The sequence below is a fragment of the Paenibacillus sp. R-74696 genome (assembly GCF_055814915.1).
Genome location: NZ_JBPULM010000045.1, coordinates 344397 through 371390 on the forward strand (window position 1 = coordinate 344397; position 26994 = coordinate 371390).

Annotated in this window: 25 protein-coding genes; 3 read left to right on the top strand and 22 right to left on the bottom strand. The window is 52.1% G+C overall.

Translation table 11 applies throughout. The features are described from left to right. Positions 1–259: 259 nt before the first annotated feature. The 5 genes from ACSR9A_RS21730 to ACSR9A_RS21750 all read right to left on the bottom strand — a co-directional run bounded on the left by ACSR9A_RS21730 (position 260) and on the right by ACSR9A_RS21750 (position 5771). On the bottom strand, positions 260–547 hold the full coding sequence (locus tag ACSR9A_RS21730) for a stage VI sporulation protein F (protein ID WP_338555831.1): 288 nt from the start codon (positions 545–547) through the stop codon (positions 260–262). A gap of 71 nt (positions 548–618) precedes the next feature. Continuing rightward, positions 619–2670: an ATP-dependent DNA helicase RecG gene (recG, locus tag ACSR9A_RS21735; protein WP_473760215.1), complete on the bottom strand. Its 2052-nt coding sequence runs from the start codon at positions 2668–2670 to the stop codon at positions 619–621. Positions 2671–2682: 12 nt separating this feature from the next. Further along, positions 2683–3537: a DegV family protein gene (locus tag ACSR9A_RS21740; RefSeq protein ID WP_341282375.1), complete on the bottom strand. Its 855-nt coding sequence runs from the start codon at positions 3535–3537 to the stop codon at positions 2683–2685. Positions 3538–3593: 56 nt separating this feature from the next. After that, positions 3594–5393: a DAK2 domain-containing protein gene (locus tag ACSR9A_RS21745; RefSeq protein ID WP_473759434.1), complete on the bottom strand. Its 1800-nt coding sequence runs from the start codon at positions 5391–5393 to the stop codon at positions 3594–3596. Positions 5394–5411: 18 nt separating this feature from the next. Continuing rightward, positions 5412–5771: an Asp23/Gls24 family envelope stress response protein gene (locus ACSR9A_RS21750; protein WP_473759435.1), complete on the bottom strand. Its 360-nt coding sequence runs from the start codon at positions 5769–5771 to the stop codon at positions 5412–5414. Between the two features lie 471 nt (positions 5772–6242). Between ACSR9A_RS21750 and rpmB the strand changes: the two genes are divergently transcribed. After that, positions 6243–6431, top strand: coding sequence for a 50S ribosomal protein L28 (gene rpmB / locus ACSR9A_RS21755; RefSeq protein WP_046230617.1), 189 nt, complete (start codon positions 6243–6245; stop codon positions 6429–6431). Positions 6432–6538: 107 nt separating this feature from the next. On the opposite strand, the gene spoVM is transcribed toward rpmB, so the two are convergent. From spoVM to coaBC, 12 genes are all read right to left on the bottom strand, one after another. Continuing rightward, a complete protein-coding gene (gene spoVM / locus ACSR9A_RS21760; RefSeq protein WP_040711006.1) occupies positions 6539–6619 on the bottom strand; it encodes a stage V sporulation protein SpoVM in 81 nt (26 codons plus the stop codon). Positions 6620–6903: 284 nt separating this feature from the next. Then, positions 6904–7185, bottom strand: coding sequence for a hypothetical protein (locus ACSR9A_RS21765; protein ID WP_473759436.1), 282 nt, complete (start codon positions 7183–7185; stop codon positions 6904–6906). Positions 7186–7225: 40 nt separating this feature from the next. Continuing rightward, a complete protein-coding gene (gene rpe / locus ACSR9A_RS21770) occupies positions 7226–7870 on the bottom strand; it encodes a ribulose-phosphate 3-epimerase (protein WP_473759437.1) in 645 nt (214 codons plus the stop codon). Positions 7871–7877: 7 nt separating this feature from the next. After that, on the bottom strand, positions 7878–8819 hold the full coding sequence (gene rsgA / locus ACSR9A_RS21775) for a ribosome small subunit-dependent GTPase A (protein ID WP_473760217.1): 942 nt from the start codon (positions 8817–8819) through the stop codon (positions 7878–7880). Then, on the bottom strand, positions 8803–10995 hold the full coding sequence (pknB, locus tag ACSR9A_RS21780) for a Stk1 family PASTA domain-containing Ser/Thr kinase (protein ID WP_473759438.1): 2193 nt from the start codon (positions 10993–10995) through the stop codon (positions 8803–8805). The genes rsgA and pknB overlap by 17 nt, the downstream gene beginning before the upstream one ends. Beyond that, positions 10982–11764, bottom strand: coding sequence for a Stp1/IreP family PP2C-type Ser/Thr phosphatase (locus ACSR9A_RS21785; protein ID WP_473759439.1), 783 nt, complete (start codon positions 11762–11764; stop codon positions 10982–10984). Before ACSR9A_RS21785 ends, pknB begins: the two co-directional genes overlap by 14 nt. Positions 11765–11770: 6 nt before the next feature. Next, positions 11771–12817 carry a dual-specificity RNA methyltransferase RlmN gene (gene rlmN, locus ACSR9A_RS21790; protein ID WP_341282369.1) on the bottom strand — a complete coding sequence of 349 codons (1047 nt, stop codon included), beginning with the start codon at positions 12815–12817 and terminating at the stop codon, positions 11771–11773. Between the two features lie 104 nt (positions 12818–12921). Next, positions 12922–14526, bottom strand: a complete 1605-nt coding sequence (gene rsmB / locus ACSR9A_RS21795; RefSeq protein WP_473759440.1) for a 16S rRNA (cytosine(967)-C(5))-methyltransferase RsmB — start codon at positions 14524–14526, stop codon at positions 12922–12924. Further along, positions 14523–15500, bottom strand: coding sequence for a methionyl-tRNA formyltransferase (fmt, locus tag ACSR9A_RS21800; RefSeq protein ID WP_473759441.1), 978 nt, complete (start codon positions 15498–15500; stop codon positions 14523–14525). Before fmt ends, rsmB begins: the two co-directional genes overlap by 4 nt. A 4-nt stretch (positions 15501–15504) precedes the next feature. Continuing rightward, positions 15505–15990, bottom strand: coding sequence for a peptide deformylase (gene def, locus ACSR9A_RS21805; RefSeq protein WP_341282366.1), 486 nt, complete (start codon positions 15988–15990; stop codon positions 15505–15507). Between the two features lie 27 nt (positions 15991–16017). Continuing rightward, entirely contained in the window at positions 16018–18513 is a 2496-nt protein-coding gene (priA, locus tag ACSR9A_RS21810; protein ID WP_473759442.1) for a primosomal protein N', read from the bottom strand. After that, positions 18510–19733 carry a bifunctional phosphopantothenoylcysteine decarboxylase/phosphopantothenate--cysteine ligase CoaBC gene (gene coaBC / locus ACSR9A_RS21815; RefSeq protein ID WP_473759443.1) on the bottom strand — a complete coding sequence of 408 codons (1224 nt, stop codon included), beginning with the start codon at positions 19731–19733 and terminating at the stop codon, positions 18510–18512. Before coaBC ends, priA begins: the two co-directional genes overlap by 4 nt. Before the next feature lie 340 nt (positions 19734–20073). On the opposite strand from coaBC, the gene ACSR9A_RS21820 reads away from it, so the two are divergent. Continuing rightward, positions 20074–20979, top strand: a complete 906-nt coding sequence (locus tag ACSR9A_RS21820; RefSeq protein WP_473759444.1) for a J domain-containing protein — start codon at positions 20074–20076, stop codon at positions 20977–20979. Positions 20980–21086: 107 nt separating this feature from the next. Here ACSR9A_RS21820 and ACSR9A_RS21825 read toward each other — a convergent pair whose 3' ends face one another. Continuing rightward, positions 21087–22202 (bottom strand): peptidoglycan-binding domain-containing protein, encoded by a 1116-nt coding sequence (locus ACSR9A_RS21825; protein WP_473759445.1) that lies wholly within the window; start codon positions 22200–22202, stop codon positions 21087–21089. 390 nt (positions 22203–22592) lie between these two features. Here ACSR9A_RS21825 and ACSR9A_RS21830 point away from each other — a divergent pair, with 390 nt between their 5' ends. After that, complete coding sequence (locus ACSR9A_RS21830; protein ID WP_473759446.1) at positions 22593–23063, top strand: GNAT family N-acetyltransferase; 471 nt, start codon at positions 22593–22595, stop codon at positions 23061–23063. Positions 23064–23115: 52 nt separating this feature from the next. Here the strand turns inward: ACSR9A_RS21830 and ACSR9A_RS21835 are convergent, their stop codons facing one another. The 4 genes from ACSR9A_RS21835 to ACSR9A_RS21850 are packed head-to-tail and all read right to left on the bottom strand — an operon-like array spanning position 23116 to position 26844. Further along, positions 23116–23823, bottom strand: coding sequence for a FadR/GntR family transcriptional regulator (locus ACSR9A_RS21835; protein WP_473759447.1), 708 nt, complete (start codon positions 23821–23823; stop codon positions 23116–23118). 48 nt (positions 23824–23871) lie between these two features. Beyond that, positions 23872–24600 carry a LutC/YkgG family protein gene (locus tag ACSR9A_RS21840; protein WP_473759448.1) on the bottom strand — a complete coding sequence of 243 codons (729 nt, stop codon included), beginning with the start codon at positions 24598–24600 and terminating at the stop codon, positions 23872–23874. Next, complete coding sequence (locus tag ACSR9A_RS21845; protein ID WP_341282358.1) at positions 24593–26119, bottom strand: LutB/LldF family L-lactate oxidation iron-sulfur protein; 1527 nt, start codon at positions 26117–26119, stop codon at positions 24593–24595. Before ACSR9A_RS21845 ends, ACSR9A_RS21840 begins: the two co-directional genes overlap by 8 nt. After that, complete coding sequence (locus ACSR9A_RS21850; RefSeq protein WP_430154505.1) at positions 26116–26844, bottom strand: (Fe-S)-binding protein; 729 nt, start codon at positions 26842–26844, stop codon at positions 26116–26118. Before ACSR9A_RS21850 ends, ACSR9A_RS21845 begins: the two co-directional genes overlap by 4 nt. Between the last annotated feature and the right edge of the window lie 150 nt (positions 26845–26994).

The window sequence follows — 26994 nt, forward strand, 5'->3', positions numbered from 1 at the left end:
CAAAACTCTAAAGAGCCAATCTAGTGATTATCCAGACTAGCAAACGATAATCATCCAAACCTCTAAATCACCCCAAATGTGAGTTACTGATTACTATTGCAATGCAATTGGCGTCTGTCCTATAATCGTTCGCCGCAGATAGAACTAGTCAGTTCAAAAAACGGGAAATATGGGAAAAATAACAGATAAATAGAGTTGCATAAGAAGCATGATCACCTCCTAAAAGCAACCCACACAAAAAAAAGCTGACCGCAGACGGTCAGCGAAACATGCCCCAAAGCTTGAGCAAGTGAAACGTATTGTTTGGGTCGATCTTCTGGGCGAGAACGAAAGCGACGATCTGCTCCTCCTGCGTATCCGTAAGCGGCTCCTGCAGGATACTGGCGGTCGATTTCACCAGCTTTCTGACTTTGACGCGATCCTGCAGGTCGAATTTAGTTACGTTAGCGAGCAGCAAGCGCACGCGATCCTTCATAAGCGGATTTTTCAGCTTGCCTTTAATACGTTCGACCAGTTGCGGGCGAATACCGTACTTTTGGTAGCTCAATGTTCCAGACACCTCCATCTTGGCATACCGTTTTCACGTTTAACTATATGCCAAAGGTTACCGGATATTTCCTAATCGAGCTGTTCTCCTTGAAAAAGTTGATCACGATTCAGCTTCGCCTGTATTCTTGCATAAGCCGGATTGTCCCAAAAATCGTCGCGGGCGCACAGTTCAGCCGCGTCGTCCCGCGCCATTTCCAGCACTTCGAAGTCCGCCGCCATGTCCGCGACACGAAATTCTGGCAGACCGCTCTGCTTCGTTCCGAAAAAATCGCCCGGCCCCCGGATTTCGAGGTCACGGCGTGCCACCTCAAAGCCGTCATCTGTTTCCGTCATGACCTTCATGCGCTCGCGCCCTGTCTCCGACTTGGGATCAGCGACTAGCACGCAATAGGATTGATGGGCGCCACGGCCAACCCGGCCCCGCAGCTGATGCAGCTGTGACAAGCCGAACCGCTCCGCATCCATAACGATCATCAGCGTCGCATTCGGAACATCGACGCCTACCTCAACAACGGTCGTAGCTACGAGTACATGCAGCTCATTCGCACCGAAGGAGCTCATGACCTGCTCTTTCTCCGCCGCGCTTAGGCGCCCATGCAGCAGACCGATTTTCAGATCGGGAAAGGCTTGCTGCACCTGCATATACTGGTCAATGGCATTTTGCACATCCAGCTTCTCCGATTCCTCAATGAGCGGGCATATCATATAGACCTGTCTGCCCTCTCCTACCTCGCGGCGAATAAAGCCAAGCACCCGGTCCATCATGCTATGCTTGACCCAATACGTTTTGATCGGCTTGCGCCCGTGCGGACGCTCGCGAATTGTCGATACATCCATATCCCCGAAAGCGGTAATGGCCAGCGTTCGCGGAATCGGCGTCGCCGTCATCGTCAGCACATCGGGATTCATTCCTTTGCGCCGCAAAACGCTGCGCTGATTAACACCAAAGCGATGCTGCTCGTCCACTACAACCAGACCGAGACTGCGGAAGAAGACCGTCTCCTGAATGAGCGCATGCGTACCAACGACAATGTCGATCAGCCCCATCTGAAGCCCCGCAAATACATCGCGGCGACGACGCTCCGTCATGCTTCCCGTCAGCAGTCCCACCTCAATGTCCATGCCCTCGAACAGCTTCGTCAAGGAACGCATATGCTGCTCCGCCAATATTTCCGTCGGAACCATTAGCGCGCCTTGATGCCCGGATTTTACCGCACCATAGAGCGCAATGGCGGCAACGACCGTTTTACCCGAGCCGACATCGCCTTGCAGCAGCCGATTCATGCTTGCAGGCTGCCGCATATCGACCAATAGTTCATTAACGACCTTCTTCTGCCCATCCGTCAGCTCGAACGGCAGCGTAGACGCGAACTGCCGAATCGTCTCCGCTTCAATGATATGGGCGATGCCATCACCCCGCTTGCGGCTGAGCATTCGGTAAGCCTGCAATTTCAGCTGAAATAGAAACAGCTCCTCATACACCATCCGCCGCCGTGCCTCGAGACCCTCCCGTATATCTCCGGGCTCGTGAATGTGCAGCACTGCATCACGGCGAGCAATGAGCCGGTGCCGCTCCATAAGCTCAAACGGCAGCACTTCCTCGATCATCGGGCCATATTGCTGCAAAGCCTGCTTGATCGTCTTGCGCATCCATGGCTGCGTAATGGCCCCACCGACGGAATACACCGGCTGCAGCGTCCCTGATTTGGCAGAGCCGGCCCCTTCCGGAAACTCGGACTCCGAGACGGTCATCTGCTGGCGATGCTGCTCCCACTTGCCTGTCAAAATAATGGTACGGCCAGGCGTCAGCTGATCCCTTAGAAAATGGCGGTTAAACCATACCGCCGTAACGAGCAAAAAGTCGATCTCAATTTTACAAGTGAGCCGCGATTTATTTTTCCCGTAACGCTGCAGCACTGGCATGCCCCGCACAACCCCTTGTACGGTAGCTTTGTCTCCATCCTTGACATCCGCTAGCGCGCGAACGCGATAATCCTCATAACGAAATGGAAAATAGTCCAGCAAATCAGCAACGGTATGAACGCCAAAGGCGTGAAGCTCTTGCTCCTTTGGAGCGCTCACGCCTTTAATTTGCCGGACGGAATATTGCTCCAGCGTCATCATAATCATTCCTCACACTTTATACATAAATACAGCCGAGGTATTAGGACCCACATGGGTACCCACCGTGGCGCCAATCGTTATAAAATCAATGAATGCCACATTCGGCTTATCTTGGAGCAGCGCCGCAAGCTCCTGCGCCGTCTGCTCGCCGTGCGTCCAGCCAATCGCAACCCCAACTCGAGCATTGCCAAAATCCTTGTCGAGCATTTCCATAATGCGCAGCATCGCTTTTTTCGTACCGCGCACCTTGTCCACGGACTGAACCGTCCCTTCCTGATCAAGGGAAAGAATCGGTTTAATGTTCAAAATCGATCCGAACAGCGCTGCCGCCTTGCCGATTCGGCCACCCTTCTGGAGAAATTCCAGCGAACCAACGAGGAAATAAAGGCTTAGCTCCTTTTGAAGACGGGCCACCTCTGCCAAAATCGCCTCTTTAGAGGCCCCCTCACGCGCCATTCGTGCTGCCGTCACTACCTGAACCCCATAGCCATACGAAGCCGACTTGGAATCAATGACCGTCACATCCGCTTGCTCATCGAGCATCGATTTCGCAATGACGCCCGACTGATAAGTGCCGCTGAGTACGGACGCCAAATGAATCGATATAATAATAGCTTCCGGATCGCCTAGCAAAATCCGTTCATATACTTCAAGAAACTCCGCTGGAGACGGCTGAGAGGTTGTCGGAAGAACAGGCGAAGCAATCAGTTTTTCATAAAACTGCTCCTTCCCAATCGTCACGCCATCCAAATAGGTTTCTTCACCAAACAGCACCTTTAGCGGTATAACCTGAATGCCCAGCTCTGTACATCTTTCAGCCGGGATATCCGAAGTGCTGTCGGTAATAATATGAATGTTCCTCATCTTCGCGACCCCTTTCGTACCGAATAAACAGCTGTTGAATGATTAGTGTCCTGTCATTATTCCACAGCGAATAAATAAGGATAAAGCGGCTGTCCGCCCTCTTGAATTTCCAGCTCTGCATCGGGATAAGCCTCTGCCACCCATGCTTCCAGCGCTTCCGTATCTTCCGCTTTCGCCTCTGCTCCAGTCAGCACCGTAATCAGCTCGCCGCCGCCGGCCATAAGCTCAGTAATGAGGAGGCGGCAAGTCTCTGCCAGATCCTCATGCGCCGCGACGATGGCCTTCTCTTTAATACCGATAAAATCGCCCTCGCGAATATTTACACCATCAATTGTCGTGTCGCGAACCGCATGCGTTACTTGGCCGGATACAACTTGCTCAGCGGCATTTTTCATCCAATCCGTATTGCGCGAAGCGCTCTCATCCTCTTTGAAAGCCAGCACCGCCGCAAGCCCTTGCGGGATTGTCTTCGTCGGGATAACCGTAACGTTGCGTTCACTAAGCTCAGCAGCCTGCTCAGCAGCAAGAATAATATTGCCGTTATTCGGAAGCAAGTAAATATGATCCGCCACAAGCGATTCAATAGCCTTCACGAAATCTTCGGTGCTCGGGTTCATCGTTTGCCCGCCGGACAGCACAATATCCACTTCATTATCCAGAAAAATGTTCGAAATACCTTCGCCGAGAGCTACGGCAATGATGCCGAATGGCGCCAGCTCATGAACTTGTCCAGGCGGCACGGCCGCTCCCGAAGTTCCCGCCAGCAGCTCTGGCGAGGAAATGCTTCCCGACAGCGCATAATCAGGCAGCACCGCGTAGGACGGAATCGCTGATTCTTCCTCTAGAAGCTCACGATGCTGATCACGCATATTCAGAATATGCAGGTTCGTCAGCTCGCCGTAAGGCAGTGCCAAATTCAGCACATCACCCGGCCTGCGGGAATGCACATGAACTTTAATGATATCGTCCTCAGCGATGACGAGTATGGAGTCCCCATCTTTGCCAAGCGCTTTCTTGAAAGCGTATTCATCAAAAAACGGCGCAGCTTTGCCCCCAGGCTTGCGATTTATAAAAAACTCCATATCATAGAAAAACTCAATATCCGCCGTCTCCAGACGGGATTGTGCAGCAAAATTCGTTGCCTTACGTGGAGCTGAAGCTGGCTGTGCCGTCGGGACACTTACTTCTTCAGGTGGCGCTGCTTCAGATAATAGCGAATAGCTTTCATATGAACCTTCGCCTTCAACTAAATAACGCACAAACCCTTCATAAATAAGCACTAGCCCTTGTCCGCCAGAATCTACAACGCCAACCTGCTTAAGCACAGGAAGCATATCCGGTGTACGCTGGAGTGTTTCATTCGCTTTTTCGTAAACCTCTTTCATCAGCTCCGTAACATCACTCGTACGGCGTGCATAAGTAACCGCATGCTTCGCTGCTTCCTTGGCTACCGTCAAAATCGTTCCTTCCACCGGCTTCACAACAGCCTTATAAGCAAGATCTACACCGTGCTGCAACGCCGCTGCAATCTGCTGAGGGCCAGCTTGCTCAGCGTTTGCAAGTCCCTTCGAAAAACCACGAAACAGCTGTGACAAAATAACGCCTGAGTTGCCTCTAGCTCCCATCAGAAGTCCTTTAGACAGCACTTCCGTCGTTTTGCCTAAATGGTCGGACGGCTTGCTGCGCAGCTCACGAATGCCCGAGGCAATCGTCAAATTCATATTCGTTCCCGTATCGCCATCAGGCACAGGGAAAACATTCAACGCATTTACCTTATCGACATTTTGATTTAACAACTCTGCGCCCAGCACGGCCATGGCGGTAAAATCGGAACCGTTAATGAAGCCCTTACTCAATGAAAATTCCCCTTCCTGCTATGTAGATACCCTTACATCCTGCACAAATATATGGACCTGGTCCACGTTAAGACCAATAACATCGCTCATCACATATTTCACCTTCGTCTGAATATTATGCGCTACTTCTGAAATTTTCGTACCGTAGCTCACAATAATATACAAATCAATATAAAGTTTATCTTGTTCTCTACGAATTTCAACGCCGCGCGCCAAATTCTCTCTGCCCAGGAGCTCGGCAATGCCATCCTTTAATTGTTTGCGAGAAGCCATCCCGACAAGGCCATAACAATCCATCGCGGCGGAACCGGCCATAACGGCAATGCATTCCTCTGTTATGAAAATTTGGCCAAGCTCAGTGCTGAGCGTAAGTGGCATGGAAATTCACTCCTTTATCGTGTAGATCGCGTCTTTAAAGGGAACAAGCGTAAACGGCTGTCGCCGTCCTCTGGCGGCAAAGCTGCCCATTCATCTCATCATTCTCAGCTATTTGCCGTCTAGCATGAATTACCCTGTTTAAAGTCAATTGCTACTGAAGCTGCAACAAAAATCTTTGACTAATTATTATTGTACTATAAACTGTTACGTTATAGAAGGGCAGACGGTGCCAACCTCAGGCAAATCGCCATAAAAAACATCAGTTTTAGTTGCTCAGACCCCACAACTATGATACGATATCAAAGTATGTTTATGTGCAGGCTTCTTCGACGCTTTTTCAAGCCAATGAAGCGGTTTTGCTCACGCAGAACTGGGAGCTTATGGCTACGATGCGGTTTTGCTTATGCAATAACTGACAGCTTATGCTAACAATGCGCTTTTAGCTCAGCACTACTTGAAGGAGGTGTACTCATGTCCCGCAAATGTTTTCTAACAGGCAAAAGCCCTGGTACAGGCAATAACGTTTCCCACGCTAACAACAAAAACCGTCGTTCTTGGGGAGTAAACGTTCAGAAAGTTCGCATTCTAGTTGACGGTAAACCGAAACGTGTTTATGTCAGCGCGCGCGCTCTGAAATCCGGTAAAGTAACTCGCGTATAATTCATCTCCTGCAGCTTTATGCTGTATGGTAGACAAAAAGCACCTGGGCTCAGGTGCTTTTTATTGTTCACATAAACCACGATCATTCGAAGGCGGCTGCAAAGGAACTAACTTTTTTGGAAGGTATTCAAAATCGCCTTTACGAACCCGCCCAAAAATTTCGGCAGCTTGATCGTGTAAAATTTCATGCCCATCCCTCCTCAGACACGCTCATCGAAATGGTGACTTACATGCTTTTTCTTCCCGCATACACATGCTATGTTTCACGCAAGGTGAAACGGCCGAAAGCCATCCTTTTGTGGCGCAGCGCGTTTCATTCCGAGAAATATAGAGAAAGAATAGTGCTGCGATATACTTCCCTATATTTCAAAAAAAATGGCTACACGAACCTGCGTTCATGTAACCATCCTATGCGCTTAACCTTTGTCCTATTCCATTTGAACGAGTGCTGGAGAGCCCATATCCGCGATGATCACGTCATTGGAGGCGGATTTTCATTAATGAACTGGATTGCCGTATAAACCAATACGGCCAAGAAATAAAATACCAGCCCCAGCACGATTACCGTTATTCGTGCCCATAGCTTCTCGACCCTTTTGAAAAACTGAAAAATCAAATACAAAGCAAGCAAAGAAAAAACGTATTTGATCATCCCAGTTAGAATGGAGAAAGCCGCAAGCAGCAAGCCTATACCGAGCGCAAATAGGAGCACCCACAGCCATGTCTTCCCTCGAGATGTCTCGTATTCTTCCATTACAGCCTCCCAAGTGCAAACTTAATTTAAGATATGCAGCCTAGCGTAAAACCGATATAGCTGCCGCGCGATCTGCTTGGGCAAATACTGCATTGCCGGCTACGAGTACATTCGCACCCGCCTCCGTCACAAGCTTAGCCGTTTCTTCATTGATGCCGCCATCCACCTGCACATGAACATGCTGCAGCCCGCGCTCCACAAGCATGCTGCGGATTTGACGCAGCTTATTCAGCGAATAAGGGATAAACTTCTGTCCGCCGAAGCCCGGATTTACCGTCATAACCAGGATCAGATCCACATCGCCCAGCACAGATTCCAGCACAGATACCGGAGTTCCTGGATTGATGGCTACGCCAGCCGGAAGTCCCAGTTCCTTAATTTGATAAATCGTACGGTGCAAATGCACACATGCTTCTGCATGTACCGTAATACGATCAGCACCAGCGGCTGCGTAATTCGCGATTGACAACTCCGGACGCTCGATCATCAGATGCACATCAAAAGGCAGCTTTGTTGCTGGCCTTACAGCCGCAATGACAGGAGGACCGAAGGTTAAGTTCGGCACGAACTGTCCATCCATAACGTCTACATGAATCCAGTCCGCTCCGGCCTGCTCAATACCTGAAATTTCTTCTCCGAGCCGGCTGAAGTCAGCCGATAAAATAGAGGGTGCTATTATAGTCATGGGTTTGTCAGTACCTCCGTTTTTTATCTTTCATTTCATTTAAAAACTGCAAGTAATTTTCATGACGGCTTGGCGCTATTTTCCCTTCTGCCAAAGCAGCAAGGACCGCGCACCCCGGCTCCTGCACATGCGTGCAGCCACGGAATTTGCAGTCCGGAGACAACGCGCGTATTTCTCGAAAACAGTAGCCTAAATCTTCAATGCCAAGCTCGGTGAAATCGAGCTGGCTAAAGCCAGGCGTATCGGCGACATAACCTCCGCCAATTTCAATCAGCTCCACATGCCTCGTCGTATGCTTGCCCCGTCCAAGGCGGTTACTGATCGCATTCGTCTCAAGCTGCAGCCCAGGAACAATTGCATTAAGCAGCGAAGACTTGCCTACACCCGATTGCCCGGCAAAAACCGCCAAATGCCCTTTCAGCCGCTGCCCAAGCTCCTCAATGCCCTTGCCTTGTCTGGAACTTGTCCCATATATCTCGTAGCCAATAGCGGAATAAATGCGGTTGACAGAAGAGGCGGCCTCAGCAGCCGCTTCCGTCTCCTCGCCATCATGCTCCAAATCCTGCTTGCTAAGGCACAGCACCGCTTCAATCTCCGCATGCTCGATATGCACAAGAAACTTATCCAGCAGCGTCAAATTGAGCGCTGGCTCCGTTACGGAGAAAACCAGCATCGCCACATCAATATTGGCCACCGGAGGGCGTATAAGCTCGGATGAGCGAGGCAAAACCCGCTCCACCGTCCCCTCGCCGTTCTCCGTAAGGCTGTATATAACTTCGTCGCCTACTAGTGGCGTAATTCCTTTATTTTTCAAAATGCCGCGCCCACGGCATTGTACCGTTGCATCCTGAGATTCAGCCTCATCAGGCAGTACATAATAATAGCCGCTGAGCGCCTTCACAATGCGTCCACGAAGCTCAAGAGATGCGTGATTATGGCTGCTGCTCATCTTTTCCCTTGCCTTTTCCTTCCGCTTCTCCATGTTCGCTTCCTTGGTCATCGCTGTCGTTAACCTCCGATTGTTCCGGCTCCACTGTCGGTTCAGGAGCTGGCGATTCCGATACGACCGGCTCTTCTGTAACAGGTGTTATCACCTGTTCGTCTTCGCCCGGCACCGTGACGGTAGATGAACTGCTGCTTTGGGCAAGTTGATCGTAAGTGACGGATTTCGTATCGACAAACTGACTATCCCGATAAATCGTAATCATGGCCTCAGTGTTCGGTGCCAGGATTACGGTTACGGGAAATGTCTGGGTATCTTGAATTTGGTTTCTGCCCCATTCAATGTTTTGCCCTCTAGAGTCGGTATAGACGATGCGAATTTCGCTCGTTTTTCCAGCCTTCGCTGGCGAAATGACAACATTGAACTGATGCTCCTTCGCTTCCGCAGAAGGACCTGAGCTGACTCGAATGGTGATTTTTGTACCTTTTGGAACAGGATCATTTGGCTTGTATTGGTCCTGATTGAGCACAAGGCCCTTGGCCTGCACATAGCTCGGCTCATACAAAATATCATCGTCTGAAAGCGTCAGTCCATTTGCCTTCACCATATCTTTAGCCTCAGCTACTGTTTTGCCAATCAAGTTCGGCATTTTAATCGTTTCCATGCCTTTGCTGACCATAAACTGGAATTTCACCGTATTCGGATCAAAATCCGTTCCCGGCTCCGGCTGTTGTGTAACAACCGTATCCGCTTCCTGCTCGCTGAATACTTCTTCAACATCAATTTGCGTATCCGGATTAATACCAAGCGCAGAAAGCTCATCCTTAACCGCCTGCAGCGTCTTGCCCCGGTAATCGCCAAGCTGCTTCAGCATCGGCCCATCACTCACAGATAGCTGTATGAACGAGCCCTGCTTGACGCGCATATTTTTCTTCGTCTGCTCAAATACCTCATTGATCGGTATATCGTCGCGGAACTCCCGTATCGTCGGTTCCTGCACCTTCAGCCCAAACTCCTCAAGCTTTGCCGTCGCCTGCTCCAAGTCGAGGCCGACAACGTACGGCACATTCACTTCCTCTACATCCAGCCGATCAAGCAAAGTCACGAATCCCCATATGATGAATGCCAGGACAACCAGCGTGCTTGCCACAATTATCGTCGGTCGCTTCCAGCCCTTTGCTTTCTTATTCAGAACTTCTTTATCTCCCTGCCGGCCCGTCTGATCCGAAGAAACCTCCGCCTTCTCATAGCTTGACTCGCTCTGGCGAATGGGACGGATATCACTGCCGCGAATGGCTGGCATGACACGAGTCTCATCCAGATCATTTACATGGGCAAATGAAACCTTTTCCTCATTCCTTCGATTTGGCGCGAGGCAGGTTTCCAAATCGTTCAGCATTTCCTGAGCTGAATGGTAACGTTCCCCCGGATTTTTGCGCATCGCCCGTAAAATAACATTTTCCACACTTTGCGGAATATGAGGGTTTACAACGCGCGGCTCCTCAAATGTTTCCTGCAGATGCTTCAAAGCGACGCTGATTGGGCTTTCTCCCAAAAAAGGCAAATTGCCAGTAAGCATCTGATAGAGTACAATGCCCAGCGAATAAAGGTCGGATTTCTCGCCTGTACTTACCCCTTTAGCATGCTCAGGAGAAAAATAATGAACCGAGCCCAGCACCGAGCCTGTCTGGGTAATAGTAGAAGAAGTAACCGCGCGGGCAATACCGAAATCGGTTACCTTGACCCTGCCGTTTTTACCGATCAAAATATTATGTGGTTTAATATCACGATGAATAATATGATTCTGATGGGCATGACCAAGCGCATCGCAGATTTGAATGGCAATACGAACCGATTCATCCGCCTGGAGCGGTGCACGCTCCACAATAATCTCATTAAGATTGCTGCCTTCGATATATTCCATAACGATATAATGCGTATCTTCCTCTTGTCCTACATCATAGATGCTAACGACATTGGGATGGGATAACGCAGCTGCCGACTGCGCCTCACGGCGAAATCTGCGAATAAACTCTTCATCATGCACAAACTGCTGGCGCAGCACTTTAACCGCCACATTGCGGTTCAACAGGACGTCATGGGCTTTATAGACAAGCGCCATGCCGCCTCCGCCGATGCGAGTCAGAATTTCATAGCGACCGCCTAAATTATGCCCTATCATCAGCTGTACACTCCTCTCGATCTGCGCTGGTATTTACTTGCAGCAGCACGACGGTAACGTTATCGTCCCCGCCAGCGCGCAGCGCCAAATGGATGAGATGCTCCGCTTTATCTTTCAGGCTCGCTCCACCCTTCGTTACGGTATACATAATTTGATCATCGTTGACCATGTTCGTCAGCCCATCGCTGCACAGCAGGATGAAATCATCGGCCGAGTAGGAAATCGTCTGGATATCAACCTCAACAGACGCATCGGTGCCTACCGCTCTGGTGAGCACGTTGCGCCGTGGATGGACCAACGCCTCCTTCTCGCTGATCTGCCCTGATTTCAGCAGCTCATTGACAAGCGTATGATCCTCCGTCAACTGCACAATGCAGCTTTTGGATATGACATAAGCGCGGCTGTCCCCAATATGTCCGATGACGGCTTCCCGACCTTGAAACATGGCAGCGACTATCGTAGTGCCCATATTATAATATTGCTCATTGCGCGATGCCATGTCATAAACGACATCATTCGCACCTACAATGGCTTTGCGCAAAAATGCCTTGCCTTCCTCAATGGAAAAGTCAGGTCTCGCCGCAATGGGCTCCAGCATTTCACGGAATGTATTCACTGCCAGCTGGCTCGCTACATCGCCAGCCTGATGGCCGCCCATCCCGTCAGCGACTATAGCAAACGTGATGCCATTATCTAGCTGTCCTACCCATGAATGATCTTCATTGACTTGACGAACTTTTCCGATATCGCTCAGGTTTGCCGTAATCAACCGTTATCACCTCGTCGTAGACTCCATGTGCTTCGCACGAAGCTGTCCGCAAGCGGCGGCAATATCATGCCCTTGCTCCCTGCGAATCGTTGCATTTATTTTATTTTTCTCCAGTATACGCTGGAACTCAAAAATATCCTCCCGTGGCGTACGCACATAATTTCGCTCCGGCACATGGTTGACCGGAATCAAATTGACATGGCACAGCAGTCCTTTAAGGACATCCGCCAACTCCTGCGCATGCTCGGGACGGTCATTAACCCCGCCGATCAATGCATATTCAAACGAAATCCGGCGACCTGTCTTGGCCAAATAATAACGGCAAGCCTCCATCACATCATCAAAAGGATAACGGCGGTTAACCGGCATCAGCTTGGAGCGCAGCGTATCATTCGGGGCATGAATAGAAAGCGCCAGATTGATTTGCGTATTCTCGTCGGCAAATTTGTACATGCTTGGCACGATGCCGCTGGTCGAAACGGTAATATGGCGCTGGCCAATGTTCAGACCTTTCTCGTGAATCATCGTGCGCAAAAACATCATCGTCGCATCATAGTTCTCGAACGGCTCTCCGGAACCCATAATAACGATGCTGGATACACGCTCATTCGTAACGTCCAGCATTTGCTGTGCTACTACGACTTGAGCAATAATTTCGCCTGCGGTCAAATTCCGCTTCAAGCCGCCCAGCGTCGATGCACAGAAGGTACAGCCGATCCGGCAGCCAACCTGCGTAGTCACGCAAATGCTGTTGCCATAGTTATGGCGCATAATAACGGTCTCGATTGCATGGTTGTCATGCAGCCCAAACAGAAACTTGACGGTTCCGTCCTTAGATTCGAATTTCGTTATTTCGGAGAGCGTTACAAATTGAAATTGGTCAAACAGCTTCGTTCTGAGCGATTTGGACAAGTTGCTCATCTCTTCAAAGCTGTTTACACGCTTAACGTACAGCCAATCGTACAGCTGGCCAGCGCGAAACGCCGGCTCGCCATTCTCTTTCATCCAATCTTGCAGCTGCTCTAGCGTATAGTCGTAAATAAAAGGTTTCATTAGATTATCACACCTGACTGTATAATAGCGCGGCAAAAGCTCTCTACCTGCGCCGCTGATGATTTATTTTACCACAAACGTCCATCATGAACCACAAGCAACGATTAGGCGCGCTTCAGCAAGCGAGCAATGAAGAAACCATCGCTGCCATAATGCTGCGGAAGCAGCTGCGCATAGCCTTTAAACGCCTCATCGATCGCCCCTGCCTCCTGCAAAGCATGGAGAACAGATTCCGGCCAGTTGCGGTCCAGCTCAAATTCAGGATGCGCCTGTAGAAAATGCTCCACCTGCTCCTCATTCTCAGATCGTTCAATAGTGCATGTGCTGTAAACGAGCACACCGCCCGGCTTAACGAGGCCGCTCACCGCTTCAAGCAGCTCGCGTTGAATATCTGCTATAGCGGCTACATCTGCAGCCGTCTTCGTCCACTTGATCTCGGGCTTGCGCCGAATGACGCCAAAGCCTGAGCAAGGCGCATCCAGCAGCACAGCATCCATCGAACCGCTGGCAAAGCGCTCGGACAGCTGCGCCGCATCGCTTGTTATGGCTTCCACGTTCGTCAATCCGAGCCGTGAAGACTGATCAATAATAAGCTGCCGTTTATGCGGGTGCAAATCGTTCGCCCACACTTTGCCTTTATTGCCCATGAGCTCAGCCAGATGCGTCGTTTTGCCGCCAGGAGCGGCGCAGCAATCCAGCACCTGCATGCCGGCTGCTGGTGCGACGACCTCGGCTACGAGCATGGAGCTTTCATCCTGTATCGTCCACAGCCCTTCGCGGAAGCCATCCGTATCCACCAAGCTGCCGCCGCGGCGGGTCGTAATACCTGCGGGAGCAAGCGGCGATGCTTCGGCATCAAGTCCAAGCTCAGCAAGCTGCTCAAGCGCTGCAGCCCTTGTTCCGCGGACGGAATTGACCCGTACGCTTCCATGCGGAGAATCATTGCCAGCCGCGCAAATAGCTTCAGTCGTTTGCTCGCCGTAAGCGAGCAGCCAGCGCTTAACGAGCCAGTCGGGATAGGAATGAAGGATCGCGAGCTTTTCCGCCGGTGAACCCGCTTTAATTGCAGACGGCACAAGCTCTGCACGGCTGCGATCCATACTGCGCAGCACCCCATTGACCATGCCGGAAATACCTTGATGCCCCCGCTTCTTGGCAATGGAAACCGCTTCGTTAACTGCGGCATGAACCGGAATCCGGTCCAAATACAGCAGCTGGTAAGCACTCATACGCAGCAGTTGATGAACCCACGGCTGCAGCTTATTGAAGCCCTTCGCCACGAATCGCGTAAGCCAATAATCGAGTGTGCGCTGATGCTGAATCGTCCCGTATACCAGCTCTGTAGCGAGGCCCGCATCCGCACGAGAAAGATTAGCATCCTGCAGCGACTGGTTGAGCTTGAGATTGCTGTAGGCACCAGCCCCAGCAACGCTTACCAAAATATCCAGCGCCAGCTCTCTTGGCGTACGAGGAGCACGTGTCGAGCCGCTTTTGCGCGCTCCCGCTTGACCCGCCGCTCGATTGCTTCCGCTGGATGCTTGTCCTCCAGCAGATCCAGCAGAGCGGGATTTGCTGCCTGATTTGCCCCCAGCCTGCGGGCGACGTCCTTGCGAAGCAGCCTTCGATGAAGGCGCCGCTGAATTTTTCTGCTGCGGCCGTCCAGACTTTACTGCTGGCTGCGCAGGCTTAACTTGCTTTTGCTCACTCATTGGTCTTCACCGCTTATCTCGTTTGCTTCGCCGAAGATAGTGCCTTCAGCCAGCCGTGAGCCTTTCAGCCAGTCAGCCGCTGACATCGCTTTTTTGCCTGCTGGCTGAATTTGCGTAAGCACGATTACGCCAGCACCCGTCTGTACGGCGATGCCCGCTCCATTTGCTTCGCGCACCGTTCCCGGCAGAGCTGCGGCAGCACTATCCGCGCTAGACGGCTCTGCGGGCATGGCGCAAGCCCATACTTTGAACAGCTCGCCGTTCAAATAAGTAAACGCACCGGCCATCGGCGATAGGCCGCGCACTTGATTATAGATTTGGCGGGCAGATTTCGCCCAATCAATCCGTTCATCCTCACGCGACAAATTCGGCGCGTAAGTTGCCAGCTCATGCTGCTGCTCCGTTGCTGTCGCAGCGCCTGAAATAATGCCCGGCAGCGTCTGCTCCAGCAGCTCCGCCCCAGCAGCGCTCAGCTTCTCAAACAGCGAGCCCGAAGTATCCTCATCGGTAATGGCGACTTCCACCTTGCTGATCATATCGCCAGTGTCCAGTCCCTCAGCCATATACATAATCGTTACGCCTGTTACCGTCTCGCCATTAATAATCGCACGTTGAATCGGCGCCCCCCCGCGATAGCGAGGCAGCAGCGAGCCATGAACGTTGATACAGCCCAGACGCGGCAGCTCCAGCACACCTTTCGGCAAAATCTGCCCATAAGCTGCGGTCACAATTAAATCAGGGCGATATTGTGCCAGCGCATCGACCGCTTCGCTGCTGCGCATACGCTCAGGCTGCAAAACCGGCAAGCCTAAAGCCAGCGCCGCTTCTTTCACAGGCGGAGGCGTAAGCGTCCGCTTACGCCCCTTTGGACGATCCGGCTGCGTGACAACTGCCACGACTTCATAGCCGTTATTGATTAACAACTGCAAAGAAGGGACGGCGAACTCCGGCGTCCCCATAAATACAATACGCATGGCCTTATTCGCCGCCTTTTTTCTGTCTTTCGGAAATATCGTACACGCTCTCGGCGAGATCCGTGAACAAAATGCCGTTCAAATGATCAACCTCATGCTGGAACGCCCGCGAAAGGAAGCCTTCCGCTTCAACCGTAAACGTCTCGCCATCGGAATTTTGGCCTTTTACGACGATGCGGTCTGAACGCATCACATCTCCGTTTAAATTCGGAATACTCAGGCAGCCCTCAGGTCCAAGCTGCTCGCCTTCTTCTTCCACGATGACCGGATTGACCATTTCGATCAGTCCTTTTTCATCCCCGATATCCACCACGATAACACGCTTGGAAATGCCGACCTGCGGAGCCGCTAGACCGACGCCATCAGCGTCATACATCGTTTCCGCCATATCTTTAAGCAGCTTTTTCAAGTTGGAATTAAATTTAGTAACTTCCATAGCTGGCTCCCGCAAAACGGGATCAGGATCTTTTACAATAATACGAATGGCCATTGCCGTTCCCTTCCTTTACAACGAAATCTATAATATGACTTGCGGATCTACATCAATGCTGAACTGCACAAGCTTCTGAGGAGAGCCTGCAATGAATGGCGCAAGCGCACCGCGAAGAAGCGCAGGCACATCAATGTTCCCCCGATATTTTATCACACATTGAAAACGGTAGCGATCTTTCATTCTCGATATAGGCGATGCGACTGGCCCAAGCACCTCGAGCACACGCGGCAAACCCGCTCCAAGCGGCCCTAATACGCCTTCATCAGCCGCCAGCTCGCGCAGCCGCTCCGCAAACTGCTCAGACACTGAGGACAGCAGCGCAAGCTGCTCATGCGACATCGTGACCAGCACCAACCGGCAATAAGGCGGATAGCCCATAACGCCGCGATGCTTGAGCTCTTCTTCGACAAACCGGATGTAATCATGCTTTTGCGCGGTTGTAACCGCATAATGCTCGGGTGAATACGTCTGGACAACGACCTCCCCTGGCAGCTGGTGGCGGCCAGCACGGCCTGCCACCTGCGTAAGCAGCTGAAACGTCCGTTCCGCTGAACGAAAATCCGGCAAATTAAGCGACGTATCCGCTGCAATAACGCCAACTAGCGTAACGTATGGAAAATCAAGCCCCTTCGCTACCATCTGCGTGCCAAGCAGCACATCCGCCTCACGGTCGCCGAAGCGCTTCAGCAGCTTCTCATGCGCGTTTTTCTCCGTCGTTGTGTCCACATCCATTCGAATAACCCGAATGCCGGGAAACAGCTTCGCAAGCTCCTCTTCTACACGCTGGGTCCCCGTACCAAAAAAGCGGATATGCTCGCTTTCGCAGGACGGACAGGTTTGCGGCGCCTGCTCGGCATGACCGCAATAATGGCAGCGCAGCAGCCGTGACTTCTGATGATACGTCAGCGAAATATCGCAGTGCGGACAAAGCGCCGTGTAGCCGCAAGAGCGGCACATGACGAAGGTAGAATAACCGCGCCGATTGAGCAGCAGCACCGTCTGCTCGCCGCGCTCCAGCCGCTGTACGAGCCCTTCATGCAGCTTGCGGCTGAACATCGAGCGATTGCCAGCCGCAAGCTCCGCACGCATGTCAATAACCGTTACGGGCGGCAGCGGCCTGCCCCCCACGCGGTCTGGCATCGGCAGCAGCGACGATTCGCGCCCTTCTGCCGGTCGCCTGCTCGCCGCCGCATACGATTCGAGCGACGGCGTCGCCGAGCCTAATACGACAGCCGCTCCATGCTGCCTTGCACGCTGGACAGATACATCTCTGGCATGATATTTCGGGCTTTCCTCCTGCTTGTAGGAGGATTCATGCTCCTCATCAATAATGACGAGTCCGATCCGTTCAAAGGGGGCAAAAATCGCCGAGCGGGCGCCGATGGCTACCTGTACTTTGCGGCCTCTAATTTTGCGCCATTCATCGTAGCGCTCCCCATTGGACAAGCGGCTGTGCAGCACCGCTACCGCATCGCCGAAACGACCTTTAAACCGCTCGACCATTTGCGGGGTAAGCGCAATTTCTGGGACAAGCACAATCGCCTGCTTGCCTTGCTTTAGACAATGCTGGATCGCTTGCAAATAGACCTCGGTTTTGCCGCTGCCCGTCACGCCATGCAGCAGCAATACTTGCGGCTCGCCGCGCGTGACCGCTTCAGCTATGCGGGTGTATACGCTCTGCTGCCCCTCGGTGAGCGGCAGCGGAACCGTCCGCTCGAACTCGCGGCTCGCGTAAGGATCGCGCTGCTGCTCGATTTCCCGCAGCTCCAGCAGGCCTTTGCCTGCAACCGCGCGCACGCTCGCCGGTGATCCGCCTGCTTCTGCGAGCAGCGCTTGCAGCGCAATGGGCTCGCCTCGCTCCAGCATAAAGGCAAGCAAGTCACGCTGCTTGCCCGCCTTTGCCGGCCATGCCGCTAGCGCCTCGACAGCCGCTGCCTTATCTGCTGGCGGGAACACCGTCAGCACCTTGCGAATCGCCAGACGGTCGCGAATCGCTGTCTGCTCGAGCAGCACGCCTTCTTCCAGCGCTGCTTTAATATCTGGCGCGTATTGTGGGAACCGCTCCTTCAGCGATTCGAGCTTCGTCTGCCGCTGCCGCGAAAGCATATCCAGCAGTTCCTGCGGCAAGCGTCTTGCCAGCTGCTCCAGCTCCTCATCCAGCGAATCGTTCAGCGATACATAACGCTCGGCCTTGCCTTTCAGCGCAGCAGGAATCATCGCTTGCAGCGCGGTTGTCCAAGAGCAGCAATATTTGTCGCTCATCCATTTGGCTAGCCCGATTAAGTCAGGTAGCAGCGGCGGCAGCGGATCAAGCAGCTCGGCAACCGCCTTGAGGCGGCGACTGTCAACTTCCGCCTCTTCCGCGAGCTCCACAACGAAGCCTTGCAGCACGCGGCCGCCGAAGGGCACGCCAACCCGGCTTCCCACCTCAATCCAGCCGGACATTTCCGCAGGAACCTCATAATCGAATGGCCGATCGGTCTGGCGGCTCGGCACGTCAACTATCACTCTGGCAATCATTCGCCAAAGCTCCTTTGGGTAGGGAGCTGTGAAAGCCGCTGCACCGCGACTTCCAAAATACGTCTTGCCGTCTCGCGTTTGGACAATAAAGGAAGCGCCTCTATCAAGCCTTCCTTGCCAAACAGCTGCACAACGTTCGTATCGCCATTGAAGCCTGCCCCTTCCGCGCTCACATCATTGGCTACGATGAGATCGCAGTGTTTGCGCGCCAGCTTATCCATCGCATAATGCGCGATCTGCTGGGTTTCGGCAGCGAAACCAACGAGCAATTGATGCGTCTTGCGCTCGCCGAGCAGCTGCAAAATATCCGTCGTGCGCTCCAGCTCAAGCGTGAGCGTCTCGCCCGTCTTTTTCAGCTTCTGCTCCTGCTGCTGGGCTGGGCGATAATCGGCAACAGCCGCCGCTTTAACAACGATGTCAGCCGTTTCAAAATGCGCGGTGACCGCATCAAGCATTTGCTGAGCGGATTCAACCCGCACCAGCTTTACACCGCCAGGCGGCTCTACAGTCGTCCGCCCAGCGACAACGGTGACCTCTGCGCCCATCAGCAGCGCAGCCTCCGCGATGGCAAAGCCCATTTTGCCCGAGGAATCATTGGTCAAATAACGCACGGGATCAAGCCGCTCCACCGTTCCGCCTGCGGTAACAAGAACATGCTTGCCTGCAAGCTTGCGGCTTCGGCTGAACCATTCTTCAATCGCGTGGACGATTTCCTCCGGCTCGGCCAGCCTCCCTTTCGCCACATAACCACAGGCAAGCTGTCCCTCGCCCGGGTCCACGAACATGACGCCGCGATCTACTAACGTCTGTAAATTTTGCGCCACCGCCGGATGCTCATACATATGCACATTCATAGCTGGAGCGACAAGCACCGGGCTCGTTGCCGCCAGCAGGGTCGTGCTGAGCATATCATCGGCAAGCCCATTTGCCATTTTGCCAATCACATTTGCAGTGGCAGGAGCAATAACAATGAGATCGGCATGATCGGCCAAATGAATATGGGATACGACCGCAGGGTCCCTCTCGTCAAAGGTGTCGATATGCACCGGGTTGCGCGAAAGCGTCTGGAGCGTCAGCGGCGTGATGAAACGGGCTGCTGATTCGGTCATAATGACGTGCACCTTAGCCCCTGCCTGCACCAGCCGACTGCAAAGCGTAGCCGCTTTATAGGCTGCGATCCCACCCGTAATTCCTAGTATAATTGTTTTATTTGTAAGCATGGCCCATCCCCCATTACAACAATGCTCTTAATCTATGGTATTGACTGATTTGTGCAAGCCCATTCCTTGGATATTTGATTCCAAGCGTAAGGCAGCTGCTTATTTCCTTCAAGTATGACGGCGTTTGGCCGCACCCAAGACGCTAGTTTTGAAGCTAGCTTTTTCCTATCATACCATATGATCACTGAATTCGCAGTCTGTTCAATGCCAGCGCCTTCTCGGCCAGCATTCGCTCTCTCGTCTGCGGGCAAGCGCGAAAATTGGCATTTGTCCGCTTAAATCCGTATACTAGAGGGTAGGATTTATACTGATATTTTTAAATAATAGTCGAGGTGACCCCATGGAAGATGTAAAACAAGCCTACGCGAAGCTGGGCCTTCCCGAAAACGCTTCAAAAGAAGAGGTTGAGAAACGCTATAGCCTCTTGCTTCGCCAATCCCGCTCCCGGACGCAGACCACAGGCAATGGGGAGACAACGGCAGATGAATTCAGCCAAGTGACCGCCGCTTATAAACGGATACTTGAAGCAGAGGACCAGAAGTTCAAGCAAGCGTTCAATGAGAAGGAGTATGGAAAGTTTAAAAATATGGCGTCTGCCGCCGAGAAAACCGACCATTTTTGGCGCTACTATAAATACCATGTTTTCGGTGGGATTGTGGCGATTGCTCTTATCATCTACGGCGTTATCGCTTATATGGATCATCGCGAGGAACAGCGCTATCTGGCCAGCCTGCCGCCGGTGGATTTGTCAGTGATGTATTTTGGCGAATTTTTTACAGAGGACAATAAGCAGGACATGGCTGTCCTCGAGCAATCGCTCCTGGACAAGTTCCCCGAGTGGAAACGGTTTAAAGTTAACTTGACCTATGTGCCGCTTGATGCTAAAGATGCGGTCGATATGGCTTCCCAGCAAAAAGCAATGGTTGTTCTGGCAACGGAGAAGCCGGATATTTATATTCTTGATTCGGCCAGCTTCGACTGGATCAGTCCGCAGGGCGTCCTTCAAAACATCGATGATGCAGTGAGCGGCGAGCTGAAATCCTCGGTTACCGAAAGCGAGCTGGTCAAAAAAACGACGAAGGATGAACCAACCGAGCATGTATACGGCATCGATATCAGCAACAGCCCGCTGGTGAAAAATCTTTCCGTGCTTACGCCTAAAAACTATATCGTTGGCGTCCGTGTGAATAGCGAGAACACAGATAAAGCGATTCAATTTATCGACAAGTTTTTGCAAGCGAAATAGCTGCCTTCCATAGTCAGCTTTGAAAAATAACCATACAAAAAACGAGCCCCTAGAATCGCTTCTATGGCTCGTTTTTTTATCGGAATGATACGCTCATTCCACTTTATTTAGTAATATGATTTTGGTTTTGGTGCTACAGTTGGCGCTGGTGTTGCCGGCGCTGGAACTGTAGTTGGCGCTGGCGTTACAATTGGAGCAGGCTTGGTAGTAGGAGCTTGTCCGCCACCATTTCCTTGGCCTCCGCCTTGACCAGCTCCGCCACCATTTTCTTGGCCTTCGCCTTGACCGGCCCCGCCACCGATGCCTTTACCTCCGCCTTGACCAGCTCCGCCGCCAATTCCTTGGCCTCCGCCTTGACCAGCTCCGCCACCATTTCCTTGGCCTTCGCCTTGACCGGCTCCGCCGCCAATTCCTTTACCTCCGCCTTGACCAGCTCCACCGCCGATTCCTTTACCTCCGCCTTGACCAGCTCCGCCGCCGATGCCTTTACCTCCGCCTTGGCCAGCTCCGCCGCCAATTCCTTTACCTCCGCCTTGACCAGCTCCGCCACCGTTTCCTTGGCCTCCGCCTTGACCAGCTCCGCCACCATTTCCTTGGCCTCCGCCTTGACCAGCTCCGCCGCCAATTCCTTTACCTCCGCCTTGACCAGCTCCGCCACCATTTCCTTGGCCTCCGCCTTGACCAGCTCCGCCACCAATTCCTTGGCCTCCGCCTTGACTGGCTCCGCCGCCATTTCCTTGGCCTCCGCCTTGACCGGCTCCGCCACCGATGCCTTGGCCTCCGCCTTGACCGGCTCCGCCTTCACCTTTGATGCGCAAGTTGCCTTTCGCTCCGCTCTTTGCCTTCGCTCCCGAAGGGTACTTTACTTGGCTGTAAGCATAAGTAATGGACTGGAATGTCCGGCTGTCGACTGCACCAGTAACCGGAAGCCCATGCATTTTTTGAAAATACTTAACTCCCTTTACTGTTAAACTGTCGAATTTCCCGTTAATTGGGCCAGCATAGCTCCCCATTGATTTCAGCATCCCTTGAACAACGTACACATCCGGCCCATGATCACCTTTTCCAAAAGCCATGCTCGTGCTCGGCATGCTCATCATCAAGGCAACAGCCAGAAGTAATGCCCCAATCGTTTTTCCCAATTTCCTGCGTGAGGAAATGCTCCAGTCCCATTTCATGCAGTAGACACCGTCCTTCTTTATTTTTTGATTTTGTTTTGCCACAAGCCTTACTATTCCCAACTTTTAAATTTCATTCCGCGATTTGCGAAAATCGGTCATGCCATTAGGCAAGAAGGCTATACCTTCATTCATTCATTAATGGTTAAACACAAGAAAACCGCTTACTAAATAAGCGGCTAATCCCAACTATCGTTTATGGTTAGAAGTACTATTAAAACAAACCTCTACCTACAAAATTGGGTTATATTGGATCAATCCCTAGCTCTCTTGTCCATATGGACAGTTGACCAACCAGTCTAACATCACCATTTTAGAACAAACGTTCTATAATATCAACATTATCATTTCATCTAGCCTTTTAAAAAGGAATACATAATAATTAAGACATATGCAAAAAACATTTTTTTGAAATGGGGGGGGGGGATTTATTATATGTACACGTACCGCTCCTTGCAAACGAGCGATCTTTCGACCATCTCTTCTTTTCCACAAAACGAAGATGAATTATTTTATATGTTTCCGTCGGCCGCCTACCCTTTAACGCCTGAGCAAATAGTAAAAAATCTCCCTAACCGGCTGAAGCCGACCGTCATTACAGACGGGGAGAACGTTGCCTGCTACGCCAACTTTTACAAGGATGACAACAACGACTGCTGGCTGGGCAATGTCATTGTCTCACCTAATTATCGGGGCAAGGGAGCGGCGGGATTTTTGATCAAAACGATGGAAATGATCGCCAAAGAAAAATTAAAAGTAAAGAAGCTTAACCTTTTATGCCATAACACGAATACGAGAGGAATACTTTTTTACAAAAAGCTAGGCTATAAGCCTTTTGATATCTCATTAAGATTCAGGCCATCTGGAGAGCATGTGGCTTGTGTGCATATGGAAAAGCAGCTTTAATGGCAAAGCGGCAATCCTTGACGATTATACTCGTCAGAAATGCCGCTGCTGGTCACACATATTTCATCAAAATGCTTTCGACGTGATGCAGATGCTGCCGCATCGACAGCGACGCCGCTTCGGCGTCCTGTACTTCAACCGCTTTATAAATGGCCAAATGCTCCTCATAAAGCTGCTCCGCAACCGAGCGGTTCGCATACAGCTCCACCCTGCGAATTTCACGAATGGCGGTTTCCACCTGATTCATGACCGTCTCAAACAGCTGCACCAAAATCGTATTATGCGTCGCCTTTACAAGCGTCAAATGGAATAGCAGGTCGGTGCGCTCCCCTTCCAGATCATTGCCTGCGGCTGCCTTCATTTGGACGACAAGCTCCCTCAATACAGCCAGATCCTCCTCCGTCCGTTTAGACGCAGCGATAGCGGCATTCGATACCTCGAAGGACTGGCGTGCCTCCAGCAGCGCCAATAAGGTTTGGCGATTCATACGCAGCGATTGCAGCTCGGGCAGCTCAAACTCCGAGGGCAGCGTGCTTATGACCGTGCAGCCGCCACCTTGGCGAATGTCAATCAGCCCCATCGCTTTAAGCGCACTAAGCGCCTCTCTAGTCGTAGACCGCCCCACCCCAAAGCGCTCGGACATCTCCTTAGTGGAAGGCAGCTTGTCTCCGACCTTAAGCTCTCCATCTACGATCATACGTTTAATTTGCGCCGTAATTTCCTCGTAATGGTTCCGCTTTGTCAGCTTCGTTACTTGCAAGCCGCCCGCCTCCTTTTCCTAAGCTCACTTGAAAAATAGCCCAAAATCCTATCCTACCAGCAGCGCATAAACGACGCCGGGACCGTGAACACCAATCGTCAGGTCGTTTTCAATATCGGACGATCGGCTTGGCCCTGAAATAAAATGAACGCCCGCCGGCAAGCTCTCGCGGCCCGCGTCATCCATCGGAATTAAAATCTCACCCAGCTTCGTCTTCAGCCGCTCAAGCGGAATAATGACGATGAGAACAGTTGGGAGCAGGCTTACTGAGCGCCCCTTGTCCTTTCCCGACAAAACGGCAATGGATGACGTATAGGCAGCCGCGTAATCAGCCACAACAACCCCAAAATCCGCTTCTGCCGCGCGCGCTTTCCAATTTTCATTTTCATCGCTGTTCCATACGCTTAAGCTCACGTTAGGAAGTGCTTCTTCCAGCTTCATCCCGGCAAGCTCCGGCTGGTTTTGCCTTATAATGTAACGCGCGCCAAGCTCCGCTGCCTTATCGCTAATGAACTGCTTCGCTTCGTCCATCGTGGACAAATGGCTGACATGTCCGCCATTACTATGAAAATTCGTGGTAAAACGTTCAATACGCTCTTCCAGTGTCCATTCATACTCCTGCCAGAAGTCCGGGGCACCGCGGAACGGATGCACCGGCTTCTCTAGTACGCGCGGACGTCCCAGCTTATTTGCGATATCATTCATAAAAGCTTCCTGCTTGCGGCGGGAATCCGCCGCGAGCTCCTCCAGCCATTGCTCATGCGTCTGTTCAGCCATGTCCATGCCCTCCTCCATCTTGCTCTCTGCTGCGAACGAGCTGCTCCATCCGGCTGCGCGCATCTGGGCTTAGCTCATTCAGACCATGGCGAAGCTCCTCTTCGAGCGTGCCCCACTTATCTCGGAATGACTGCTTCGGCAGGCTTGGCGTAACACGGTAGCTGTTCCAGCCCTTCAGCGGCCCCAGCTTAAGCCGTATTTCGCCGTTGCGTGAAACGAGCTTCTGTCCCAGCTTGCCCAGCTTGACTACGCCCTTAAAGCGGCCCGAATTGCCCATAATAGCTGAAAATCCTTTCATGCCCCCCGCTTCCGCCAAATCGCGATGTCCACCCTCTTGCTTGCGCCTGCGCAAATAAATGAGCATTTCATGCAGCGGGATTTTGACCGGGCATGCTTCATAGCAGGCGCCGCACAGGCTGGAGGCGTTGGCAATATCATCCCAATCGCCGACATTTTTTTGGAGCGCAGGCGTGAGCACTGCGCCAATCGGTCCGCTGTACGTTCCGCCATAGGCATGACCGCCAATGTGGCGGTATACCGGACAAGCATTAAGGCAGGCGCCGCAGCGAATGCAATTGAGCAGCTCCTGAAACTCGGGGTCGCCAAGCTGGTTCGAACGCCCATTATCTACAATAATAATATGCATCTCATCAGGCCCATCGGCGTCCACATCGCGGCGAGGTCCGGTAATGCCGGACATATACATCGTCAGCTTCTGCCCAGTGGCTGAACGCGGCAGCAGCGTTGCCATTACTTCAAGATCCGACCAGGAAGGAATAATCCGTTCCATGCCCATAAGTGTAATCTGCGTTTTCGGCACCGTCGTCACCATACGCGCATTGCCTTCATTTTCAAACAATACCATCGACCCGGTTTCAGCAATCGCAAAATTACAGCCCGTCATGCCGATATCCGCTTCAAGAAACTTCTCCCGCAGCTTTTTGCGGACGAAGCCCGCCAATATCGTCGTATCCGCTTCAAGCGTCTCGCCCGCTTCCTTGGACAGCAGCTCCGCAATTTGAAAGCGGTTCTTATGAATGGCTGGGATAATAATATGCGAAGGCGTCTCGCCCGCAAGCTGAATAATATACTCGCCCAAGTCGGTTTCAATCGCTTCAATTCCAAGCCCTTCCAGCGCATGATTGAGATGCAGCTCTTCCGTAACCATCGACTTGGATTTTACGACCGATTTCGCCTTTACCTGCTTGGCGATCGCAAGCGAAACCTTAACCGCCTCGGCCGCCGTCGAAGCAAAATGCACATGAACGCCATTCGCCCTTGCATTGTCAGTGAACAAATTTAAATAATAGTCTAGATGGGCGATCGTATGCAGACGAATTTGCCGTCCGCGTTCGCGCCAATCTTCCCAGTTGCCGTGCTCGGCTGTAGCTGCTTGCTTGCCGTTGCGAAGACGCTCTGTCGTAAATTTAACGGCCTTGCGCAAAAACTCGTCGTTTAACGCCAAATCTGCCCGGCCTTTGACCGTAGGCGGCACTTTCGTTCCTGCTGGTGCACTCATGCCTGCTTCACCCCTTCATACAATAGCTCAGCCAAATGCATCACTTTCACCGGTTCGTTGCGGTAACGCAAATTTCCGGCGATATTCATCAGGCAGGCAAGATCAAGACCGACGAGCACCTCTGCTTCCGTTTCCAGCACATGGTCCGCCTTCTCCGTCACCATTGCGCCAGATATATCCGCCATCTTGACGGCGAACGTTCCCCCGAACCCGCAGCAGTCCTCTGCAAACGGCAGCGGCACAAGCTCCATACCTTTGACGTGCCGCATCAGCTCCATTGGCTCTTCCTTAATGCCAAGCAGGCGGCTGCCGTGGCAGGAAGGATGATAGGTCACCTTGTGCGGGTACACCGCACCTACATCCTTCACCCCAAGCACCTGAACGAGGAACTGCGTGAATTCATAAGACTTCTGCTGGAGCTTATTCGCTCGTGCGAGCATGACAGGATCATTTTCAAACAGCTTCGGATAATGATGAATCATTCCTGTGCAGGAGCCGGATGGAGAAATGACAAAATCACTGTCTTCAAAAGCGTCCAAAATCGTCTTCGCTGATTCCCGCGCTTCCTTCCAATAGCCGCTGTTAAAGGCCGGCTGGCCGCAGCAGGTTTGCACCGTTGGAAAATCAAGCCGTACGCCGTATTTCGCCAGCAGCCGGACCATCGCTTCACCAACTCTAGGATACATCGCGTCACTCAAACATGTAATAAATAGGGATACTTTCACCTTTAGCACCTCTTTTGCTCGGATGAATAACAAATGTATAATATCAGGTTGTCAGACAAGTTGGACAAAGCAAGCGGGACTGCAAAACGTCTGGGAATAATCCGTATGCTGCAAACACTTCCCAACAGCCTTTTGACAAGTCCCGCCTGC

What these genes read in the sequence shown, in the direction of transcription:
- recG (WP_473760215.1), bottom strand. Translation starts at nt 2,670, where the DNA reads ATGACGCTGGAGCAATATTCCGTCCGGCAAATTAAAGGCGTGAGCGCT.
- ACSR9A_RS21740 (WP_341282375.1), bottom strand. Translation starts at nt 3,537, where the DNA reads ATGAGGAACATTCATATTATTACCGACAGCACTTCGGATATCCCGGCT.
- ACSR9A_RS21750 (WP_473759435.1), bottom strand. Translation starts at nt 5,771, where the DNA reads ATGCCACTTACGCTCAGCACTGAGCTTGGCCAAATTTTCATAACAGAG.
- rpmB (WP_046230617.1), top strand. Translation starts at nt 6,243, where the DNA reads ATGTCCCGCAAATGTTTTCTAACAGGCAAAAGCCCTGGTACAGGCAAT.
- spoVM (WP_040711006.1), bottom strand. Translation starts at nt 6,619, where the DNA reads ATGAAATTTTACACGATCAAGCTGCCGAAATTTTTGGGCGGGTTCGTA.
- ACSR9A_RS21765 (WP_473759436.1), bottom strand. Translation starts at nt 7,185, where the DNA reads ATGGAAGAATACGAGACATCTCGAGGGAAGACATGGCTGTGGGTGCTC.
- rpe (WP_473759437.1), bottom strand. Translation starts at nt 7,870, where the DNA reads ATGACTATAATAGCACCCTCTATTTTATCGGCTGACTTCAGCCGGCTC.
- rsgA (WP_473760217.1), bottom strand. Translation starts at nt 8,819, where the DNA reads ATGAGCAGCAGCCATAATCACGCATCTCTTGAGCTTCGTGGACGCATT.
- pknB (WP_473759438.1), bottom strand. Translation starts at nt 10,995, where the DNA reads ATGATAGGGCATAATTTAGGCGGTCGCTATGAAATTCTGACTCGCATC.
- rlmN (WP_341282369.1), bottom strand. Translation starts at nt 12,817, where the DNA reads ATGAAACCTTTTATTTACGACTATACGCTAGAGCAGCTGCAAGATTGG.
- rsmB (WP_473759440.1), bottom strand. Translation starts at nt 14,526, where the DNA reads ATGAGTGAGCAAAAGCAAGTTAAGCCTGCGCAGCCAGCAGTAAAGTCT.
- fmt (WP_473759441.1), bottom strand. Translation starts at nt 15,500, where the DNA reads ATGCGTATTGTATTTATGGGGACGCCGGAGTTCGCCGTCCCTTCTTTG.
- def (WP_341282366.1), bottom strand. Translation starts at nt 15,990, where the DNA reads ATGGCCATTCGTATTATTGTAAAAGATCCTGATCCCGTTTTGCGGGAG.
- priA (WP_473759442.1), bottom strand. Translation starts at nt 18,513, where the DNA reads ATGATTGCCAGAGTGATAGTTGACGTGCCGAGCCGCCAGACCGATCGG.
- coaBC (WP_473759443.1), bottom strand. Translation starts at nt 19,733, where the DNA reads ATGCTTACAAATAAAACAATTATACTAGGAATTACGGGTGGGATCGCA.
- ACSR9A_RS21820 (WP_473759444.1), top strand. Translation starts at nt 20,074, where the DNA reads ATGGAAGATGTAAAACAAGCCTACGCGAAGCTGGGCCTTCCCGAAAAC.
- ACSR9A_RS21830 (WP_473759446.1), top strand. Translation starts at nt 22,593, where the DNA reads ATGTACACGTACCGCTCCTTGCAAACGAGCGATCTTTCGACCATCTCT.
- ACSR9A_RS21840 (WP_473759448.1), bottom strand. Translation starts at nt 24,600, where the DNA reads ATGGCTGAACAGACGCATGAGCAATGGCTGGAGGAGCTCGCGGCGGAT.
- ACSR9A_RS21845 (WP_341282358.1), bottom strand. Translation starts at nt 26,119, where the DNA reads ATGAGTGCACCAGCAGGAACGAAAGTGCCGCCTACGGTCAAAGGCCGG.